The organism is Mesorhizobium sp. M1163 (genome assembly GCF_040318415.1).
In the GTDB taxonomy this organism is placed as follows: domain Bacteria; phylum Pseudomonadota; class Alphaproteobacteria; order Rhizobiales; family Rhizobiaceae; genus Mesorhizobium.
Genome location: NZ_JAMYMF010000011.1, coordinates 84,497 through 103,990 on the forward strand (window position 1 = coordinate 84,497; position 19,494 = coordinate 103,990).

Consider the following 19,494-nt stretch of genomic DNA (forward strand, 5'->3'; position numbering starts at 1 on the left):
ATGGCAATTGCCGTTTCGATGCGATATCTCACCGCGACATCTTTCATTCAGACATTCATGACGGCTCATCCATGGCACGCGAAAAATACTACGTCACGACGCCGATTTTCTATCCGAACGGCAAGCCGCATATCGGCCATGCCTACAATGTCATCGCCAGCGACACGCTGGCCCGCTTCCAGCGGCTCGACGGCAAGGACGTCTTCTTCGTCTCGGGAACCGACGAGCACGGTTTGAAGATGCAGCAGACGGCGGACGCCGAAGGCTTAGCGCCGAAAGCGCTTGCCGATCGCAACTCGGCGATCTTCCGCTCGATGCTCGAAGCGACCGGTTGCTCGAACGACGTTTTCATCCGCACCACCGAGGAGCGTCATTACAAGGCCTGCCAGGCGATCTGGACGCGCATGGCTGAGAATGGCGACATCTACCTCGACCGCTACAGCGGCTGGTATTCGGTGCGGCAGGAAGCCTATTTCGACGAGGCCGAAACCAAGGTCGGTGACGACGGCGTGCGCCGCGAACCACTCGGCTCGCCCGTCGAATGGACCGAGGAAGAGAGCTATTTCTTCCGCCTTTCCGCCTATCAGGACAGACTGCTCGCGCTCTACGAGAACAGCCCCGAATTCGTCGGACCGGCGGAGCGGCGCAACGAAATCATCAGCTTTGTCAAATCCGGCCTGAAGGATCTGTCGATCTCGCGCACCACATTCAAATGGGGCGTGCCGGTGCCCGGCGATGAGAAGCATGTGATGTATGTCTGGGTCGATGCACTAACCAACTACATCACCGCCGCCGGCTATCCGGATCCGGCCAATGAGAGATGGTCTTTCTGGCCGGCAAACGCCCACGTCATCGGCAAGGACATCATCCGCTTCCACGCGGTCTACTGGCCGGCATTCCTGATGTCGGCTGGCATCGAATTGCCGAAGCGCGTGTTCGCGCATGGTTTTCTGTTCAACCGTGGCGAGAAAATGTCGAAGTCGGTCGGCAATGTCGTCGATCCGTTCGCGATGATCGAGCACTACGGCCTTGACCAGGTGCGCTATTTCTTCATGCGCGAAGTGCCGTTTGGCCAGGACGGCAGCTACAGTCACGATGCCATCGTCAACCGCACCAATGCCGATCTTGCCAACGATCTCGGCAATCTGGCGCAGCGCTCGCTGTCGATGATCGCCAAGAACTGCGGCGGCGTGGTGCCTAAGCGCGGCGAATTGAGCAATGCCGACAAGGCGATCCTCGATCAGGCCAATGCCGCCCTTGTCACGGCGCGCAGGACGATGGCCGACCAGGGCATCCATCTGGCGCTGGCGGCGATCTTTGGCGTGGTGGCGGAAGCCAACCGCTATTTCGCCGGCCAGGAGCCATGGGCGCTGAAGAAGACCGATCCGGCACGCATGGAAACGGTGCTGTGGACGACGGCTGAAGTGATCCGGCGTGTCGGGCTGCTGTGCCAGCCCTTCATTCCGGAGTCGGCGGCAAAGCTGCTCGACCTTTTGGCGGTGCCGGCGGACAGCCGCGATTTCGCGAATGTCGCCGAGGCTCACGCGCTGGTATCCGGCACGGCACTGCCGGCGCCGGAACCGGTATTTCCACGCTATGTCGAGCAAACGGATACAAGCGCCTGATGCTGGTCGACAGTCACTGCCATCTCGACTTTCCGGATTTCGCCGAGGAGCGGGCGGCCATCGTCGCCCGCGCCCTTGCGGCCGGTGTCGGCCGCATGGTGACGATCTCGACGCGGGTGAAGCGGTTTCAACAAGTGCTTGAGATTGCGGAGACTTTCGATGAGGTCTATTGCTCGGTCGGTACCCATCCGCACAATGCGGCCGAAGAGCTTGATGTGACTGTCGAGGATCTGGTGCGGCTGTCCGATCATCACAAGGTGGTGGCGATCGGCGAGGCCGGGCTCGATTATTTCTACGATCATGCGCCGCGCGATGCACAGGCGCAGGGCTTTCGCACCCACATCGCCGCGGCTCGTGAGACCGGTCTGCCGCTGGTCATCCATTCACGCGACGCCGACGACAACATGGCTGATATCCTCGAAGAAGAAACAGGGAAGGGCGCCTTCCCCTTCATCTTGCACTGTTTTTCATCGGGGCGCCGGCTGGCCGAGATCGGCGTGGCGCTCGGCGGCTACGTTTCGTTTTCCGGCATCCTGACTTTCAAGAACTCCGCCGAGCTGCGCGCCGTCGCCGCCGATGTGCCGCGCGACCGTCTGCTGGTCGAAACCGACGCGCCATACCTTGCGCCGATCCCGTTTCGCGGCAAGCGCAACGAGCCTGCCTATGTCGCGCATGCAGCCAAGGTGCTGGCCGACACGATCGGCGTCAGCGAGGCCGAGATCGCTGCTATCACCACCGACAATTTCTTCCGGTTGTTCAGGAAAATGCCGCGCCCGAGCGCGCCGGGCGCCTGACGCATGAGCGATCGGTTGCGTCTTACCGTCCTCGGCTGCGGCTCATCGCCGGGCACGCCACGCATCACCGGCGACTGGGGCAATTGTGATCCGACCAACCCAAAGAACCGGCGCATGCGCACCGCAGCGCTCGTCGAGCGGATCGCGGCGAATGGCGCCAGGACCACGGTCGTCATCGACACCGGCCCGGATTTTCGCGAGCAGATGCTGCTGGCATCGGTCAGGCGCATCGATGCGGTCGTCTATACGCATCCGCATGCCGACCACATCCACGGCATCGACGATTTGCGCGGCTTCGTGCTCGAGCAGCGCCACCGGATCGACATCCATGCCGATCAGGTTACCATGCTGCGGCTGAGGGAAGCGTTCCGCTACTGTTTCGAAACACCGAAAGGCAGTTCGTATCCGCCGATCGTCAACGCCCATATCCTCGACCACAACAGGCCGGTGGTGATCGAAGGCGAGGGCGGCGCCCTCACCATCGAACCGCTGCCGCAAATCCACGGCGACATCATCTCGCTGGGTTTTCGTATCGGCAATCTCGCTTATTGCCCTGACATCAGCGACTTTCCGGGAGCGACAGCCGAGCGTATGCGCGGGCTGGACATGCTGGTCATCGACGCGCTGCAATACACCTTCCATCCGAGCCATCTGTCGCTTGGCCAGGCGCTCGGCTGGATCGAAAGACTGGCGCCGAAGAACGCGGTGCTGACGCATATGCATGTGCCGCTCGACTACGCCACGGTAATGGCCGAGACGCCGGCCAACGTCGAGCCTGCCTATGACGGCATGACGATCGAAATCCCTTACAAATCAGCGTAAAGGACCAAGGTTTTCATAGCTGGGTTACAGAGTTCGCTCCAAACCGCCCAGCGGCTCGCTTATGCTATCTTCGCCACGTCCTATCGGCCATGTCAGTTCCATAATCTATCTTATGCGACTGAAGCCTGTAGCGTCCACTGAAGCCTGTAGCGTCCGTTGGCAGCGAGACAGCATTTGTGGGGCAACGGCGTGCTAGGGTTGCGAATCATGAACACACTGCTTGCAAGTCTTGCCCTCACCCTCGCCTGCGCATTCACTGACGCGCGAGCGCAGGACTTTGATCGTGCGCCAGGCGAGAATGACCTGGCTTTCGCGAAACGTGTGGTTGGGTTCGCGGACAACGTTGATCCGCACACCACAGCCGTGACCTGGAACGGCCTCCAGACACTGTTCGTCGATTACCAGACCACTGAGGAATATCCGGAACGCCCACTCGTCGCACTACAGCAGCAACCCGACGGGTACCGTACAATCCAGGTCACGCTTGGCGAACACGAAGGCGGCACGCCAGAGATTACAGCGCTCGGCCTCGTCAACGCCGATCACGATCCGGCAAAGGAACTGACTGTCATACTTGCCTGGCCTGTTTCGCACTACGACGTTTCGGGGACGCTCTACGAAGTTCGCATCTTCGACGCCCCCAAACCGGGCCAGAAGGCGCTGACGCAATTGAAAGTGAGCCAAAAGTTCGACGCCACCTGCGACTGCGGATGGCGCGACGGCACGACGAAGCGTTTCCGTTTCAAGACGATCAGGGCGGTCAAGGCTGAATTGAAGCGCTTGGGCTATTAGCCGCCGGCGAGAGCTCGCTTGCCGGATGCTGCCCCCGCCTACCCGGTGACCGGCAATCGTCACGAGCGCCGGCACAGGCTGGGTCGCTCGTCAGAATTCCATATCCCCGAAGTCACCGCCATTATCGGAGCTGGCATCGTCTGCCTGGTCGGCTTCGTCCGGCTGCGGTGCCGGCCGTTCGGCTGCCTGCGCTTCGCTGCCGCCAAACATGCCGGCGATCGCATTGCCGAGCAGCACGCCGCCTGCCACCCCCATCGCGGTCTGCGCGGCGCCGGCAAGGAACCCGCCGCCGGCCCGCTGTGACTGGTCTTGTGGCTCCTCCGCGGCAGCAGAGGCGGTGCGCCCTACCCGCGGAACCGAGCCTGAGCGCCTGCCGCCGCTGCGGCCGAAGAAGCCACTGAGCGGTCCACCGCCGGCAGGCTGCCGCGCCTGCTCCTCCAGCTCTTCGATGCGCGCCTGCGCTGCGTTCAGGGCCCGCTCCTGCACCACGATCGTCTGTGCCATGTAGTATGGCGCCCCAGGCTGCTGGGTGATCTGGTCCTGGATCAAGCGTTCCGCTTCGGCATCGCGCGGCGGCGCCTGGCGCTCGACATTTGCGAGCTTCTCGAAGAGCTGTCCGATCGCCTGCTGGTCGTTTCTGTCCATGATGTACTATTCCGGTCTCGGTCCGACGCGGCTATTCGCGCTCGCCGGTGAAGTTCAGCAACAGCTGGAAGATGTTGACGAAGTTCAGATAGAGCGAGAATGCACCAAAAACGGCGAGCTTTTGCTGTGTTTCGGCGCCGAAGTTTTCGGCGTACTGCTCCTTGATCGTCTGCGTGTCCCAGGCCGTGAGCCCGACGAAGACGGCGATGCCGATCACCGAGATCGCAAACTGCAGCGCTGTCGAACCCAGGAAGATATTGACGATGCTGGCGATCACCACGCCGATCAGGCCCATGATCAGGAAGGACGAGAACTGCGTCAGGTCGCGACTGGTTGTATAGCCATAAAGGCTGGTGGCGCCGAACATGGTGGCGGCGATGAAGAAGGTGCGGGCGATGCTGGTGCCGGTAAAGACCAGGAACACGGAAGCCAGCGACAGACCCATGACCGCGCAGAACGCCCAGAACATTGCCTGGGCCCCGGCCGCCGACATCGTCTGCATACGGAACGAGAACAGCAGCACAAAGGCCAGCGGCGCCAGCATCACCACCCATTTCAGCGGGGTGGAGAAGATCGGCACGTAAAGGGCGGGCGTGGAGGCCACCACGAGGGCGATCACGCCCGTAACGACGAGGCCAAGGCCCATGTAGTTATAGACGCGCAGCATGTGCCGGCGCAGGCCTTCGTCGTAGACGGCTCCGGCTCGGGCTCTGGTCCCAATGTATCCCAGATTGTTCATTTGGTTCTCCTTCTTAGAGGTAGTCGATCAGTAGAGTGTTTTGGCGAGCGCTTCGGCCGTGCGATCGAGGCCGCGGACATCGCTACGTGCGACGACTGCGTAGGCGACCTCGCCGATCTGGAAATAGGCCGAGGAAACCTCGCCCGACGGAACGACAGTCGGCTTGACGACGTCGAATGTTCCGGGCCGGATGGCGAACAGCGAGAGCAGCCCCATCTCTTTTGTCTCGACAGCCATCTCGACGCTCGGGCCGAACTGCGATGGGTAGATCTGCACGTCACGGACCGTCCAGTCCGTTGGCAGCGATGGCATGACGATCGCCGTGGCGGCGCGGATTTCGTCGGCATTGTAGCCGGGCGCCTCGAGTTGTGACGACATCGCCTCGCGCACGAGCGTCGTCCGATGCGCCCGGACTGCGTCCTCCACATAGGCGGGCGGATGGGTCGAAGCGACGACTTCCGTCACCGATATCGGTCCGATGAGCCCGTTCGCAAGCCAGCCGGCGGCGACGAAAACAGCGACAGCCGCCGCGCGCTGCAAAGCACCAAGGACACGGCCGCGCGCTAACCCCCGCTCCAGCCGCCGTGCCGCATCAGCCGTCGCCGGCCGCGCCATGCCTTTCGATCCGGCAAGCGCCACGCGCAGCTCGTCACGCGTCCTCAGATCAGTCATCACCCGCGCGGCCGCTTCCGGGCGAGCCGAAAGGAACGCCTCGACCTCGATGCGACGAGCAACGTCCAGCTGATCGTCGACATAGGCGTCGAGATCGGTGTCGGTGACGGGATCGCGCAGTTGGTTCATGATCCACCTCCGACGATCTTCAGATGGCTTTTCGTGCGTGCCGGTGCCGCGTCCTCCATCTCGCGGAGTGCCGCACGCGCCCTGCCGATGCGCGACATCAGCGTGCCAAGCGGCACGCCGCTAACCTCGGCCGCCTCGCTGTAGCTAAGCCCCTCGATGGCGACGAGATGCAGCGCGCAACGTTGCTCTTCCGGCAATGTGAAAAAAGCGTCGCGCACCTGTGCCAGCCGGACGGAATGTTCCTGCGGAGCCTGGACGCTGGCCTCGGTGAGATGGCCGGCCTGTTCGATGCGCACCGCTTCGGATTTGCGGGATCGCAAGCCGTCGATGAACGCATTGTGGACGATTGACAGCAGCCATACGCGAAGATTTCCGCCTGAGCGGAAGCTGCCGCGTCGCTCATAGGCACGCACCAGCGCATCATGCACCAGATCCTCTGCATCGGCGCTGTCGCGCGTCAGCGAGCGTGCGTAGCGGCGCAGCGAACCGAGCTGTCCCAGAATATCGAAGCGTGGCATCGGCCGTTTCATGTCCTGTTTACGGAGCAGGTCGGGGTTTTAATCCCGCTCTCCCCGAATTTTTTCGGCTCGCCGCGCTCTCGTCCTGGGAGATCTCGGGCCTGCCCTCGACCGGCAGATAGTATCGGCCGCCCTCGAGGCAAACCGGCGCCGAGTTGGCGCATATGAAACCGCTGGCAAAGCACGGCCGGTTTGCGTATCACTCCGCCGCCAACGGAACCTTGTCGATGTTCGAAAATCTCCAGCCCGCGCCCGCCGACAAGATCCTTGCCTTGATCGGGCTCTATCGCGCCGACCCGCGTCCCGACAAGGTCGATCTTGGGGTCGGCGTCTATAAGGATCGCGACGGCAAGACGCCGGTGATGCGCGCGGTGCGCGAAGCCGAAAAGCGGCTGCTGCGAGGCCAGGACACCAAGACCTATCTCGGCCTTGCCGGCGATACCGCCTTCAACGCGGCAATGGCTAGGTTGGTGTTCGGCCCAACCGCCGACATGACGCGCATTCGTGCGGCACAGGCGCCCGGCGGCTCCGGCGCGCTGCGGCTGGTGGCAGAGCTGCTGAAAAGGACCCGCGCCGACGCGACGGTCTGGCTATCGGATCCGACATGGCCGAACCACATGCCGGTGATGCGCGCCGCTGGCCTGCAGATACGCGAGTACCCCTATTTCGACGTTGCTTCTGGTGCGGTTCGCTTCGACGACATGCTGGATGCGTTGAGAACCGCGAATCCCGGCGACGTCGTGCTGTTGCATGGCTGTTGCCATAACCCGACGGGCGCCAATCTAGACATCTCGCAATGGGCTGCCGTTGCCGATCTCGTCGTTGAGCGTGGTCTGCTGCCCTTTGTCGACATCGCCTATCAAGGCTTTGGCGAGGGGCTTGATGCGGATGCCGCCGGCTTGCGCCTGCTGGCGGCGAAAGTTCCGGAAATGGTCGTTGCCTCGAGCTGCTCGAAGAACTTTGCCGTCTATCGCGACCGCGTTGGTGCAGCGCTGATCATGGCGAAAGACGGTGCGCAGGCGGATATGGCGATGGGCCAGATGCTGTCGGCGGCGCGCGCCATGTATTCGATGCCGCCGGACCATGGCGCGGCTGCGGTGCGCATGGTGCTCGAGGACGCTACGTTGCGGGCCGACTGGGAAGCAGAGCTTGAAGAGATGCGCCTGCGCATGCTGCGGCTGCGCGTCCAGTTCGCCGAAGCGCTGCGGCGGCAGTCCAACTCCGACCGTTTCGATTTCGTCGCCAGCCATCGCGGCATGTTTTCCCGGCTTGGCCTGTCGGAAGCGCAAGTCGAGCGGCTGCGCGCCGAGCATGGCATCTACATGGTCGGCGACAGCCGCATCAACGTTGCCGGCCTGCCCGAGGACGGCATGGACGCGCTCGCCAAGGCGATTGTCTCCGTGCTCGACTGATACTTTTTGCTTGACCATGATCTTTTCCGAAAACCGGCTTCCACGATCATGGTCTGGCCGCCGATCTGTGGACAAGGCGCCCTCACCGGCTGAAGCTGTTGGCCGCACAGCCGTGTACAGGATAGCGTTTCCCAGATGAAACCCTCGAAAGACATTTCCCGGCTGATCGAGATCATGGCAGCGCTGCGGGCGCCGGAAACCGGCTGCCCGTGGGATATCGAGCAGGACTTTTCGACAATCGCGCCATACACGGTAGAGGAAGCCTACGAAGTGGCGGACGCCATCGCGCGGGGCGACCTGGACGATCTGCGCGATGAACTCGGCGATCTCCTGTTGCAAGTGGTCTACCACGCGCAAATGGCCGAGGAGGCCGGCGAATTCTCATTCGGCGATGTGGTCGAGGCCATCACCACAAAAATGATCCGCCGCCACCCGCATGTTTTCGGCGACGAAAAGGCGCGCAGCGCCGGCATGGCGAAGGGCATGTGGGAAAAGATCAAAGCGGAGGAAAAAGCGGAGAAGCGCAGCGCCCGCCTCGTCCGAGGGCTCGACCCCGAGGACCATGGCAAGGGCTTTCTCGACAGCGTGCCGGTCGCCCTGCCCGCGCTGACCCGGGCCCTCAAACTGCAGGAAAAGGCCGCCCGCGTCGGCTTCGACTGGAGCGAGGCGGCACCGATCCTCGAAAAGATCGAGGAGGAGATCGGCGAATTACGCGAAGCGCTGGCCAAAGGCGACAGCGCACCGATCAAGGACGAGTTCGGCGACATGCTGTTTGCGATCGTCAATCTCGGCCGGCACCTCAAAATCGATTCCGAAGCGGCACTCAGCGGCACCAACGAAAAATTCCGGTCGCGCTTCCACCATGTCGAGCAGGCGCTGCAAGCGTCGGGAAACAACCTCGAAGAGGCGACGCTGGACGAGATGGAAGCGCTCTGGCAGCAGGCAAAAAGCGCGAAATAAACGCCCTACCCATTGTTTTGACGTCGCAATCGGCTTTCTATCTCTTGTCGAGCACTGTGTGTGGCCTTGAGCGCGATGGTCACGCTGCCATCCTCATTGTCATCACGCGAGACGATGTCGCCGTTGCGGTAAAGCCAGTCGACGACGCCGAGTTGGTCGGCCTTGAGCGTGACCGTGAACGTCTCCAGTTCGCCCGACATCATCGTCTCGATGATCGCCTTCAGCGCATCGATGCCTTCGCCGGTAACCGCCGATATGGCGATAGGCGGCGCCTTCCTGCCGTCAGCACCATCGGCAAGCAGCCGCGCGCGGTTGCCCTCGTCGAGCCGGTCGATCTTGTTCCACACTTCGATGACGCGCTTGCTATCGCGGGCATCAACGCCGAGATCGGCAAGGATGCGCTCGACATCTTCGGCCTGTGCGGCCGTATCGGGGTCGGAGATATCGCGCAGATGAATGACGAGGTCTGCCTCGACCACTTCCTCCAGTGTCGCCCTGAAGGCCGCGACCAGATGCGTTGGCAGGTCGGAAATGAAGCCGACCGTATCGGAAAGGATGACCGGCGTTCCGTGCCGCAGGCGCACGCGGCGCAGCGTCGGGTCGAGCGTGGCAAACAGCATGTCTTCCGCCAGCACCCCTGCTCCGGTCAGCCGGTTGAACAGCGTCGACTTGCCGGCATTGGTGTAGCCGACGATCGCCACCACCGGAAACGGCACCTTCTTGCGCTTGGCGCGGTGCAGGTCGCGGGTGCGGCGCACCGTTTCGAGCTCATGCTTCAGCTTGGTGATCTTGTCCTGCAACACACGCCGATCCGACTCGATCTGCGTCTCGCCAGGGCCGCCGAGAAAGCCGGCGCCGCCGCGCTGGCGCTCAAGGTGGGTCCAGCTCCGCACAAGGCGGCCCTTCTGGTAGTTGAGATGGGCAAGGTCGACCTGCAGCGTGCCTTCCTTGGTGCGGGCGCGCTCGCCGAAAATCTCCAGGATCAGCCCGGTGCGGTCGAGCACCTTGGCGTTCAACTCTTTTTCGAGATTGCGCTGCTGTACCGGTGTCAGCGGATGATCGACAATGACCACTTCCGCGTGCCCCTCTTTGACGATCTCGGCGAACTCCGCGACCTTGCCGCTGCCGAGCAAGGTCGCCGGGCGTGGATCGTTGACGGTCACCACTGCCGTGTGGACCAGGTCAAGGTCGATGGCGCTGGCGAGGCCGACCGCCTCGTCGCGACGGGCCTCGGCGGAACGGGTCAGGCGCGGGCGATTGGTGTCGTCGTTGCCACGCGGCTGCCGGGTAAGCACCGGCACGATGACCACCGCCCGGGTCGGACCGTTGGCCTCTGTCCCGGTCTGATGTGCTGGTTTTCCGCGAACGCTGCGGTCCGCGTCTTTCTCACGTGCCAATCAGGCGCCCTGGCTTTCCTCACCATCGAACATCTGAACCGGCTGGCTCGGCATGATCGTGGAAATGGCGTGCTTGTAGACGAGCTGGGAATGGCCGTCGCGACGCAGCAGAACGCAGAAATTGTCGAACGAAGTGACCACGCCGGTCAGCTTCACGCCGTTGATGAGAAAGATGGTGAGTGGGTTTTTGCTCTTGCGAACTGAATTCAGGAACAGGTCCTGAAGATTTTGCGATCGTTCCGCCATTGTTCTTGTCTTTCGCCGATCCCCTTCGGTTTGCAAGCCAATGCGCCAAATTAGCTGGCACATGTCAAGCACGCAAACACCATCTTGCCGTCAGTAACGACAAGCAGAACGAGATATATTGATGTTCATTCCATCTGTGCGGTTATCAGGCTGGACTTTTTTCCGCAACGTCAAAAAAGGCCCGCCGTAGTGAAACTGTTATCGAGCCCGGGTGGCCGTTGGCGACGGGAGCGCCATCGATTGCCACCACCGGCATGGCGATCGTGGTCGCGGAGCTGATGAAAACCTCGCGCGCGGCCTTGGCCTCGGCAACCGAAAAGCCGCGCTCCTCGATCTTCAGGCCGAGCTTGGCGGCGACATCAAACAGTGTCGTGCGGGTGATACCGCGCAGGATGCCATGCTCGGCCGGCCGCGTCACCAGCACGCCGTCCCTGGTGATGATCCAGGCGTTCGACGATCCACCTTCCTTGACGGTGCCGTCAACATCGACGAACCACGCCTCCTGGGCGCCTGCTTCCTTGGCTTTCTGTTTGGCCAGCACGTTCGGCAACAGGCCGACCGACTTGATATCGACCCGATCCCACCGGTTCTCCGGCACCGTGATAACCCGGATCCCGCTCTCGGCCCGCTTCGCGGCAGCTGCAGGATCGGCTTTTTTGGCGGTCACCACCAGCGACGGCTTCGTGCCCACCGGCGGGAAGAAAAACTCACGGCTGGCGACACCGCGTGTCACCTGGACATAGACCAGGCCGTCGACGACATGGTTGCGGCGCACCACCTCGCCCATGACGAGCGGCAGCACGCCGCGCGTGATCGGCCAGTCGATCGAGAGTTCGGTGAGCGAGCGGTTCAATCGGGCGACATGGCGCGGCATGTCGACGATGAAGCCCCGCGCCACCTCGCAGACCTCGTAGACGCCGTCGGCGAATTGATAGCCACGGTCCTCGATGTGCACGGAAGCTTCGGCGTGAGCGACATAGCGTCCGTTCACATAGGCAATGCGCGGCATGGATAACCCCTGGAGAAGTCAGCGCATGAGCCCGAAAATCGGAATCGATTTCGGAAAGGATCATGCGCAAAAATCAAAATGCTACAGCCTCCTTTATGCGTCCCAAAGACGCGCGGCGCTGCAGTGCTCTTATGCGATTCCACGACCGCCGTAACCGGTAATTGCGTGGGCCACGGCTGGTTTGGCTCTCAGACGCCCAGCGACTTCAGCTTGCGGTGCAGTGCAGAGCGTTCCATGCCGATAAACTCTGCCGTCTTCGAGATGTTGCCGCCAAAACGGTTGATCTGGGCGATCAGATAGTCCTTCTCGAATTGTTCGCGTGCTTCACGCAGCGGCAGTGCCATTATGTGCTGATCGGACTTGGTTGGAGTGCGCGGCATGACGTCGCCGATCTCGGCTGGCAGGAGGTCGGCGGTGATCGGCGCATCGACATCGTCGCCGCGCGCCAGGATCATCAGGCGCTCGACATTGTTGCGCAACTGCCGAACGTTGCCCGGCCAGTTGTGCGCCTGCAGCACCGCCAGCGCGTCGTCGCCGATGCGGCGCGGCTTGATGCCGGCCTGGCGAGCGATCTGCTTCATGAAATTGTCGACCAGATAAGGAATGTCCTCGCGACGCTCGGCCAGTCCCGGCACCATGACCGGAACCACGGCCAGGCGATGATAAAGGTCCTCACGGAAACGGCCGTCGGCGATCATGGCTTCCAGGTTCTGCGAGGTCGACGAGATGATGCGTACGTCGACCTTGACCCGCTTGGTGCCCCCTACCCGCTCGAACTGCTGTTCGACCAGCACGCGCAGGATCTTGTTTTGCGTCTCACGCGGCATGTCGGCCACTTCATCGATGTAGAGAATGCCGCGATGGGCCTCCTCCAGCGCACCGACCTTGCGTTCGACGCCGTTCGATTCGGTGCCGAACAACTCGATCTCCATACGCTCAGGCGTGATGTTGGCGGCACTCAGCGTCACAAACGGTGCACTCTTGCGCGCCGACAGTGCGTGGATGGCGCGCGCCGCCAGTTCCTTGCCCGAGCCGGAGGGGCCGATAATCATGACGCGGCTGTTGGTCGGCGCGACGCGCTCGATGGTCTGGCGCAATTGGCTCATTGCCGACGACATGCCGATGAGGTCGAAAGTCTCGCCGCTGCGCAGCTTGAGATCCGAAACCTCGCGTCTCAATTTGGACGTTTCAAGCGCCCGTTCGGCAATAAGGATCAGCCTGTCGGCCTTGAACGGCTTTTCGATAAAATCATAGGCGCCGCGGCGGATGGCCGAGACTGCCGTTTCGATATTGCCGTGGCCCGAGATCATCACCACCGGCAGGTTCGGGTGCATCGTCTTGATCTCGTCCAGCAAAGCGAGGCCATCGAGCCGCGAACCCTGCAGCCAGATGTCGAGGAAGATCAGCCTGGGTGCCCGGTCGGCAACCACCGCCAGCGCGCTGTCGGCGTCAAACGCCGTGCGGGTTTCGTGACCTTCGTCGCTCAGGATACCGGCGACGAGTTCGCGGATGTCTTCCTCGTCGTCGACGATGAGAATATCAGACGCCATTACCGACCTTTTCAGTTTCTTTTTCGTGTTCCGTCTTGCTTTCGCCGCGTATCGGAACGGTGGCGGCAACCGGCAGGATGATGCTGATCATCGCACCCCGCCCATCGTGGAATTCCGCTGGTGCATCGTGCAATTCGAGTCGCCCGCCATGGTCCTCCACGATCTTCTTGACGATAGCGAGGCCAAGCCCGGTGCCTTTCTCGCGTGTCGTCATGTAAGGCTCGAGCAAGCGCTGCCGGTTTTCGCGCGGCAAGCCCCTGCCGTTGTCGATGACGTCGATTCGAATCGCGCCATTCTGACGCCCGGCTTGAATCCGGATTATGCCGTGCGGACGATCCTCTGCATCAAGTCCGTCGATAGCTTCGGCAGCATTCTTGATGACGTTGCCGAAAGCCTGCGCCATCAGGCGGCTGTCGAACGTGCCTTTGAGCGGCTCATTGCCGAAGACGCGCTCGAAGGTGATGTCGGCGCGGCTCACTTCGACCAGGAACGAGGCCTCGCGCAACGAATCGCGCAGATCGATGGCCTTCATTTCTGGTTTCGGCATGCGGGCGAACGCTGAGAACTCGTCGACCATGCGGCCGATGTCCTCCACTTGCCGGATGATGGTGTCGGTGCATTGATCGAAAACCTCACGGTCCTCGGTGATGACCTTGCCGTAACGGCGCTTGATACGCTCGGCCGAAAGCTGGATCGGCGTCAGCGGGTTCTTGATCTCGTGGGCGATGCGCCGCGCCACGTCGGCCCATGCAGAGGAACGCTGTGCCTGGACCAGATCGGTAATGTCGTCGACTGTCACGACGTAGGATTTATCCTCCGAACCGTCGTCGCCGGCTTCAATCGTGATCTGCACGTTGAAGGTCCGTTCGGTGCCGGCACGATAGAAGGTGACCTGTTCGCGATAGACCGGCTTGCCCGACTTGCGGCCGATCTCAAAGACGCGGCCGACATGCGGTAGCACGGCGGAAAGGTTCTGCCCAAGCGCCGCGGTGGCGGATATGGCCAGCATCGTTTCGGCCGAACGATTGACGATGGTGACGATGCCATATGGATCGACGCCGATGACCCCGGCGGTGACGCCGGCAAGCACAGCCTCCGAAAAGCGCCGCCGCTCGTCGATCAGATCCTTGGCCGACAGGATCTCGTTGCGCTGCGATTTCAGCTCCATCAGCATCTTGTTGAAGGTGTCGCCGAGCGAGGCGACGTCGCCATCGGAGGGGCGGACTGGCACGGCCACATCGAGATTGCCGGTAGCGACCTCGTCGGCCGCGCCGATGAGCTGACGAATCGGCCGCACCAGGCGGTCGGCCACCGCAATGCCGGTCCAGATGGCGGACAGGATGATGATCAGCGTCAGCGACAGATAGGGAAGCGCGAAAGCCACTTGCGAGGTGCGGCGATTGTCTTCGAGACCGCGATATTCTGCGGTGTTGGATTTGACGATCTGCCGTGCCTTGATCACCTCGGGATCGACGAGGCGAATGGTGTAGAGATAGAGCCCGTCGATCTCGCGCAGCTTGACGATGGCCCCCATGATGTTACGGGTGCGCGGCTCGATCAGCACCGGCTTGCCGTTGGCCGCGCTTGCCACAGCGCCCTCCGGCGGCTCCGGCATGGCAAAGTCCGCGTCGGTCTTGGCGCTCATGACGAAGGAACCATCGGGCTTGATGAGTGCTGCGTGTGCCAGGGAGCGTCCAACCGCCTCCTTGTTCATGAGGTCAAGGAAGCCGGTCCGATCGAGGCCGTAAAGCGTGCGCGAAGCGTCGAGGTCGTAAGCCATCGACAACGTCGTGCCCTGAAGATTTCGTGCGTTTTCCTGCACATAGGCGTCGGCGATCGACAACGACGAATTGACGATCGTCTTGGTGCGGATCTCGAACCAGCGGTCGAGGCCGATGTCGAGCGTGATCGACGCGATGATCGCCACCATGATCGCGGGGATGGCGGCGACCAGCGCAAACATCGCCACGATGCGCACATGCAGGCGCGACGCAGCCTTGCCGTGCCGGCGTGCCATCAGGATGCGATGCACTTCGCGGCCGACCAGCAAGATCAGAAACAGGACGAACGCGGCGTTAAGCGCGATCAGCGCCAGCGTCGTCCGCGCGTCGGGCGTGATCGGCGTGGCGCCAACCAGAATGGCGAAGGAGATCGCCGCCGTCACCAGCGCACCGGCAATGGCGACCACGCCGGGCAGCGCAAGCAGCCGGCGACCGTCTCGCGCGCCGGTAGTGCTGAAAAGCGGTTTGCTCAGTGTCGGTGCGTGCAGAGCCATGTCGCCGTCTAGAGCCAGTGATTGCGTCGGATGTATGCAACGCATTGTGGCGATTATGCAACAAGTGTGGCCGAGACGGAAATCTTTCGGCGATCGATCCCCTGGAAAGCGCTCGTAAGGGGTTCGTCTAGACCTGCCTGGAGGACTTGTAGACGTTGACGCCGAGTTCGCGAATCTTCTTGCGCAGCGTGTTGCGGTTGAGTCCTAGCAATTCGGCGGCCTTGATCTGGTTACCGCGCGTTGCGGTCATCGAGGCGAGGACCAGTGGATACTCGACCTCGGAGAGGATTCGCTGATAGAGGCCGGCCGGCGGCAAGTCGCCGGCAAACGAGGCAAAATAGCGCTGCAGGAAATGCTCCACCGCCTGGCCGATGGAAAGGTCGTCGGGAATGAGGTTGCCGCCACCTGGAACGACAGGCCTTTCGCCAGTCTTCAACTCCGCCTCGATGATCTCGGCGGATATCTCGTCCTGCGAATACAGTGCAGCCAGCCTGCGGATGAGGTTTTCGAGTTCGCGCACGTTGCCAGGCCATGGGTAGCGCTTCATCAGCTCGATGCCGCCGGTGGAAATGCGCTTGGTCTGCAGGCCTTCACTGGCGCCGAGCTTGAAGAAGTGCCGGACGAGGTCCGGAATGTCCTCCGATCGCTCGCGCAGCGCCGGCAGCCTGAGCGGCACAACGTTCAAGCGGTAGAACAGGTCCTCGCGGAAAAGCCCCTGATTGATCAGCGTGCGCAGGTCCTTGTTGGTGGCAGCGACGATGCGCACGTCGGTCTTGATCGGCGTGCGGCCGCCGACCGTGGTGTATTCGCCCTGCTGCAACACACGCAGAAGCCGCGTCTGCGCTTCCATCGGCATATCGCCGATCTCGTCGAGGAACAGCGTGCCGCCTTCGGCCTGCTCGAAACGGCCAGTGGAGCGGCTCTGTGCGCCGGTAAAGGCGCCCTTCTCGTGCCCGAATAGTTCCGATTCGATCAGGTCGCGCGGGATCGCCGCCATGTTGATCGCGACGAAGGGGCCACCACGACGACGGCCATATTCATGCAGCGCGCGCGCCACCAGTTCCTTGCCGGTACCCGATTCGCCTGAGATCATCACCGTCAGGTCGGTCTGCATCATCCGCGCCAGCATGCGGTAGATGTCCTGCATGGCCGCCGAGCGGCCGACCAGCGGCATCGTTTCAGGCGGCTCGTCGGCACGCGTATCGATCTTGGGCCGCCGCGGCTCGGAAAGCGCCCGATTGACGATGTTGAGCAGCTCCGTCAGGTCGAACGGTTTTGGCAGATATTCATAGGCTCCGGTTTCGGAGGCCCGGATCGCCGTCATGAACGTGTTCTGCGCACTCATGACGATGACCGGCAGTTCCGGTCGCGCCTTCTTGATGCGCGGTAGCATGTCGAAGGCGTTCTCGTCAGGCATGACAACGTCGGTGATGACCAGATCCCCCTCGCCCGCGGCCACCCAGCGCCACAGCGTCGAGGCATTGGAGGTGACGCGCACGTCGTGACCGACGCGCGAAAGCGCCTGGTTGAGGACAGTGCGGATGGCCGCATCGTCGTCGGCGACGAGAATATTGCCGCGAATGGTCATTTGCGGTCTCCTTCACCGTCGTCGTCGGCAAACTGGGTTTCTTTCCACGCCGGCATCAGGATGCGGAAGGTGGTCCCGCGCGGCGTCGATTCGCATTCAATGATGCCGCCATGCTCGCCGACGATCTTTGCGACCAGCGCCAGACCGAGACCGGAGCCGTTCGGCTTGGTGGTGATGAAGGGATCGAACAGGATCGGCAGGATATCCTCGGAGACACCCGAACCGTTGTCGCGCACGCAGAATTCCAATGGCAGCGACACCCGGTCCTGCGTTCCGGGCACGGAAACACGGATGCCCGGGCGGAAGGCGGTCGACAGCATGATCTCGCCCTGCGGATCGCTGCCGATCGCCTCGGCGGCATTTTTTACCAGATTGAGGAACACCTGGATGAGCTGGTCGCGATTGGCAAAAACCGGAGGCAATGATGGATCATAGTCTTCTAATATCTTGATCCGCTTGGCAAAACCGTTCTTGGCGATTGCTTTGACATGGTCGAGCACGACATGGATGTTGACGGGGTAGCGGTCGATCGGCCGCTCGTCCGAAAACACCTCCATGCGGTCGACCAGCGAGACAATGCGGTCGGTCTCGTCGGTGATCAAACGCGTCAGCGCGCGATCCTCATCGGACGCCGACAGTTCTAGCAGCTGCGCGGCGCCACGAATGCCGGACAGCGGGTTCTTGATCTCATGGGCAAGCATCGCGGCAAGGCCGGTGACCGAGCGCGCCGCACCGCGATGCGTCATCTGCCGGTCGATCTTGTCGGCCATTGAGCGTTCCTGGAACATCACCACGACGGAGCCTGGAAATTCCGTCACCGGCGCGACGTAGAGATCGACCACCTTCTCGATGCCGAGACGCGGCGACGACACGTCCACCCGGTATTCGTTCACCGGCGCACGGCGCTCGCGCACCTGGTCGACAAGCGTCAGCAGCGGACTGCCGAAAGGAATGAGCTTGTGCAGCGTGTTGCGGGCGAGCATCGTGGCGCTCGAGCGGAAAAAATCCTCGGCATCGGCATTGGCGAAGGTGATGAAGCCTTGCGGATCGACCATGATCACCGGCCGACGAATTGTGTTGAGCACAATATGCGCGGCGTCCGCCATGTCCGTGCTCTGTGTGACGGTGGCGTTCATGCCGCACTCCGCAGATTCGGCGCTTCGGGAGCGCTTGAAAACATGTCGCGCAGCAAGGCAATGACCCGCCCAGGCTCGAAAGACGTGAGGATGGCCTTGCGCCAGTCATCGCTTGTGACGGCATGGCGGTCGAGATACCAGCCGAGATGCTTGCGCGCCTGGCGCAATCCGCTTTCGGCGCCATAGAGCGTCAGCATGTCTTCGTAATGGGCAATGACGTAGTCGGTCAGCGCTTGCGGGCTGTCCGGCATGCCGGATACTGGCTCGGCCAGCGCGGCCGCTACAATGCTGCCGGCAGTCCACGGCGCGCCATAGTGCGCACGGCCGATCATCACCGCGTCGGCGCCGGACTGGTCGAGGATCAAGGCTGCCTCTGCCGGCGAGCCGACATCGCCATTGGCAACCACAGGGATGGAGACGGCCTGCTTGACGCGTGCGATGGCACGCCAGTCGGCCGTGCCCTGATAGAACTGGCAACGTGTGCGGCCGTGCACCGTCACCATCCTGACGCCGGCCTGCTCGGCGCGTCGCGCCAGCATCGGCGCGTTGAGCGCGCTCTCGTCCCAGCCAAGCCGCATCTTGACCGTGACCGGCACGTCGACCGCGCCGACTACCGCTTCGATCAGCGACAGCGCGTGGTCGAGGTCTCGCATCAGTGCCGAACCGGCATAGCCGCCCGTCACCTTCTTGGCCGGACAGCCCATGTTGATGTCGATGATGTCGGCGCCTTCGCCGGCTGCGATTCGTGCGCCCTCGGCCATGTGCACCGCGTCGCGGCCGGCAAGCTGGACCATGTGGACAGGCAGCCCGGAATGACGGATGCGCAGGCCCGAGCCAGCCCTGCCCTTTGCAAGCTCGCCGCTCGCCACCATTTCCGATACAACCAGCCCGGCGCCATGCGCATGGGCGCGCTGCCGGAACGGTTCGTCGGTAATGCCCGACATCGGCGCGAGAAACACGCGGTTGCGGATTCTCACGCCACCCACCTCCAGCGGCGAAGCCAATTTGGTCACATCAGGCATGCACAAAAACCAAGCACCTTCGATTGCTGCACATTCTCTAGCCAGAACGACGGCAATGTGCAACGCGCAATGTCGTGACATTAAGGCGCATTTGGGAAAAATATGGATCGCCGGACGGCATCAATCCTAGGTCTTGTGAAAGCGATACCACTTTTCAGGATCA

General features: G+C 62.3%; 18 protein-coding genes. 6 read left to right on the plus strand and 12 right to left on the minus strand.

Annotated features, from left to right (window positions below):
- The first annotated feature begins 38 nt into the window (after nucleotides 1–38).
- The 4 genes from metG to NKH43_RS13070 all read left to right on the plus strand — a co-directional run bounded on the left by metG (nucleotide 39) and on the right by NKH43_RS13070 (nucleotide 4,033).
- Entirely contained in the window at nucleotides 39–1,625 is a 1,587-nt protein-coding gene (gene metG, locus NKH43_RS13055) for a methionine--tRNA ligase (RefSeq protein WP_352482677.1), read from the plus strand.
- Entirely contained in the window at nucleotides 1,625–2,419 is a 795-nt protein-coding gene (locus NKH43_RS13060) for a TatD family hydrolase (RefSeq protein ID WP_352789984.1), read from the plus strand. The genes metG and NKH43_RS13060 overlap by 1 nt, the downstream gene beginning before the upstream one ends.
- A 3-nt stretch (nucleotides 2,420–2,422) precedes the next feature.
- Complete coding sequence (locus NKH43_RS13065) at nucleotides 2,423–3,241, plus strand: MBL fold metallo-hydrolase (protein WP_352858542.1); 819 nt, start codon at nucleotides 2,423–2,425, stop codon at nucleotides 3,239–3,241.
- 207 nt (nucleotides 3,242–3,448) lie between these two features.
- Nucleotides 3,449–4,033 carry a hypothetical protein gene (locus NKH43_RS13070; protein WP_023717586.1) on the plus strand — a complete coding sequence of 195 codons (585 nt, stop codon included), beginning with the start codon at nucleotides 3,449–3,451 and terminating at the stop codon, nucleotides 4,031–4,033.
- Between the two features lie 90 nt (nucleotides 4,034–4,123).
- On the opposite strand, the gene NKH43_RS13075 is transcribed toward NKH43_RS13070, so the two are convergent.
- Genes NKH43_RS13075 through NKH43_RS13090 form a run of 4 tightly spaced genes read right to left on the minus strand, consistent with a single transcriptional unit; the run spans nucleotide 4,124 to nucleotide 6,748 of the window.
- Nucleotides 4,124–4,678, minus strand: a complete 555-nt coding sequence (locus NKH43_RS13075; protein WP_352789979.1) for a DUF2076 domain-containing protein — start codon at nucleotides 4,676–4,678, stop codon at nucleotides 4,124–4,126.
- Nucleotides 4,679–4,709: 31 nt separating this feature from the next.
- Entirely contained in the window at nucleotides 4,710–5,417 is a 708-nt protein-coding gene (locus tag NKH43_RS13080) for a Bax inhibitor-1/YccA family protein (protein WP_023717585.1), read from the minus strand.
- A gap of 27 nt (nucleotides 5,418–5,444) precedes the next feature.
- Nucleotides 5,445–6,218, minus strand: a complete 774-nt coding sequence (locus NKH43_RS13085) for an anti-sigma factor family protein (RefSeq protein WP_023717584.1) — start codon at nucleotides 6,216–6,218, stop codon at nucleotides 5,445–5,447.
- Nucleotides 6,215–6,748: a sigma-70 family RNA polymerase sigma factor gene (locus NKH43_RS13090; RefSeq protein WP_023717583.1), complete on the minus strand. Its 534-nt coding sequence runs from the start codon at nucleotides 6,746–6,748 to the stop codon at nucleotides 6,215–6,217. Before NKH43_RS13090 ends, NKH43_RS13085 begins: the two co-directional genes overlap by 4 nt.
- Before the next feature lie 215 nt (nucleotides 6,749–6,963).
- Here NKH43_RS13090 and NKH43_RS13095 point away from each other — a divergent pair, with 215 nt between their 5' ends.
- Nucleotides 6,964–8,148, plus strand: coding sequence for an amino acid aminotransferase (locus tag NKH43_RS13095; protein ID WP_352587530.1), 1,185 nt, complete (start codon nucleotides 6,964–6,966; stop codon nucleotides 8,146–8,148).
- Nucleotides 8,149–8,283: 135 nt separating this feature from the next.
- Complete coding sequence (mazG, locus tag NKH43_RS13100; protein ID WP_023717581.1) at nucleotides 8,284–9,108, plus strand: nucleoside triphosphate pyrophosphohydrolase; 825 nt, start codon at nucleotides 8,284–8,286, stop codon at nucleotides 9,106–9,108.
- Between the two features lie 5 nt (nucleotides 9,109–9,113).
- Here mazG and hflX read toward each other — a convergent pair whose 3' ends face one another.
- The 8 genes from hflX to dusB all read right to left on the minus strand — a co-directional run bounded on the left by hflX (nucleotide 9,114) and on the right by dusB (nucleotide 19,331).
- The gene (hflX, locus tag NKH43_RS13105) at nucleotides 9,114–10,505 is read right to left on the minus strand and encodes a GTPase HflX (RefSeq protein WP_023717580.1); all 1,392 of its coding nucleotides are present in this window, start codon (nucleotides 10,503–10,505) and stop codon (nucleotides 9,114–9,116) included.
- On the minus strand, nucleotides 10,506–10,751 hold the full coding sequence (gene hfq, locus NKH43_RS13110) for an RNA chaperone Hfq (protein ID WP_006202172.1): 246 nt from the start codon (nucleotides 10,749–10,751) through the stop codon (nucleotides 10,506–10,508).
- A 145-nt stretch (nucleotides 10,752–10,896) separates the two neighbouring features.
- Complete coding sequence (locus tag NKH43_RS13115; protein ID WP_352858546.1) at nucleotides 10,897–11,760, minus strand: D-amino-acid transaminase; 864 nt, start codon at nucleotides 11,758–11,760, stop codon at nucleotides 10,897–10,899.
- Nucleotides 11,761–11,948: 188 nt separating this feature from the next.
- A complete protein-coding gene (ntrX, locus tag NKH43_RS13120; RefSeq protein ID WP_352482545.1) occupies nucleotides 11,949–13,310 on the minus strand; it encodes a nitrogen assimilation response regulator NtrX in 1,362 nt (453 codons plus the stop codon).
- Nucleotides 13,300–15,585, minus strand: coding sequence for a sensor histidine kinase NtrY-like (locus NKH43_RS13125; protein ID WP_352789972.1), 2,286 nt, complete (start codon nucleotides 15,583–15,585; stop codon nucleotides 13,300–13,302). The genes ntrX and NKH43_RS13125 overlap by 11 nt, the downstream gene beginning before the upstream one ends.
- Before the next feature lie 127 nt (nucleotides 15,586–15,712).
- Complete coding sequence (gene ntrC, locus NKH43_RS13130) at nucleotides 15,713–17,173, minus strand: nitrogen regulation protein NR(I) (RefSeq protein ID WP_023717576.1); 1,461 nt, start codon at nucleotides 17,171–17,173, stop codon at nucleotides 15,713–15,715.
- Entirely contained in the window at nucleotides 17,170–18,309 is a 1,140-nt protein-coding gene (locus tag NKH43_RS13135) for a two-component system sensor histidine kinase NtrB (RefSeq protein WP_352496544.1), read from the minus strand. Before NKH43_RS13135 ends, ntrC begins: the two co-directional genes overlap by 4 nt.
- Entirely contained in the window at nucleotides 18,306–19,331 is a 1,026-nt protein-coding gene (gene dusB, locus NKH43_RS13140) for a tRNA dihydrouridine synthase DusB (RefSeq protein ID WP_023717574.1), read from the minus strand. The genes NKH43_RS13135 and dusB overlap by 4 nt, the downstream gene beginning before the upstream one ends.
- Nucleotides 19,332–19,494: the final 163 nt, after the last annotated feature.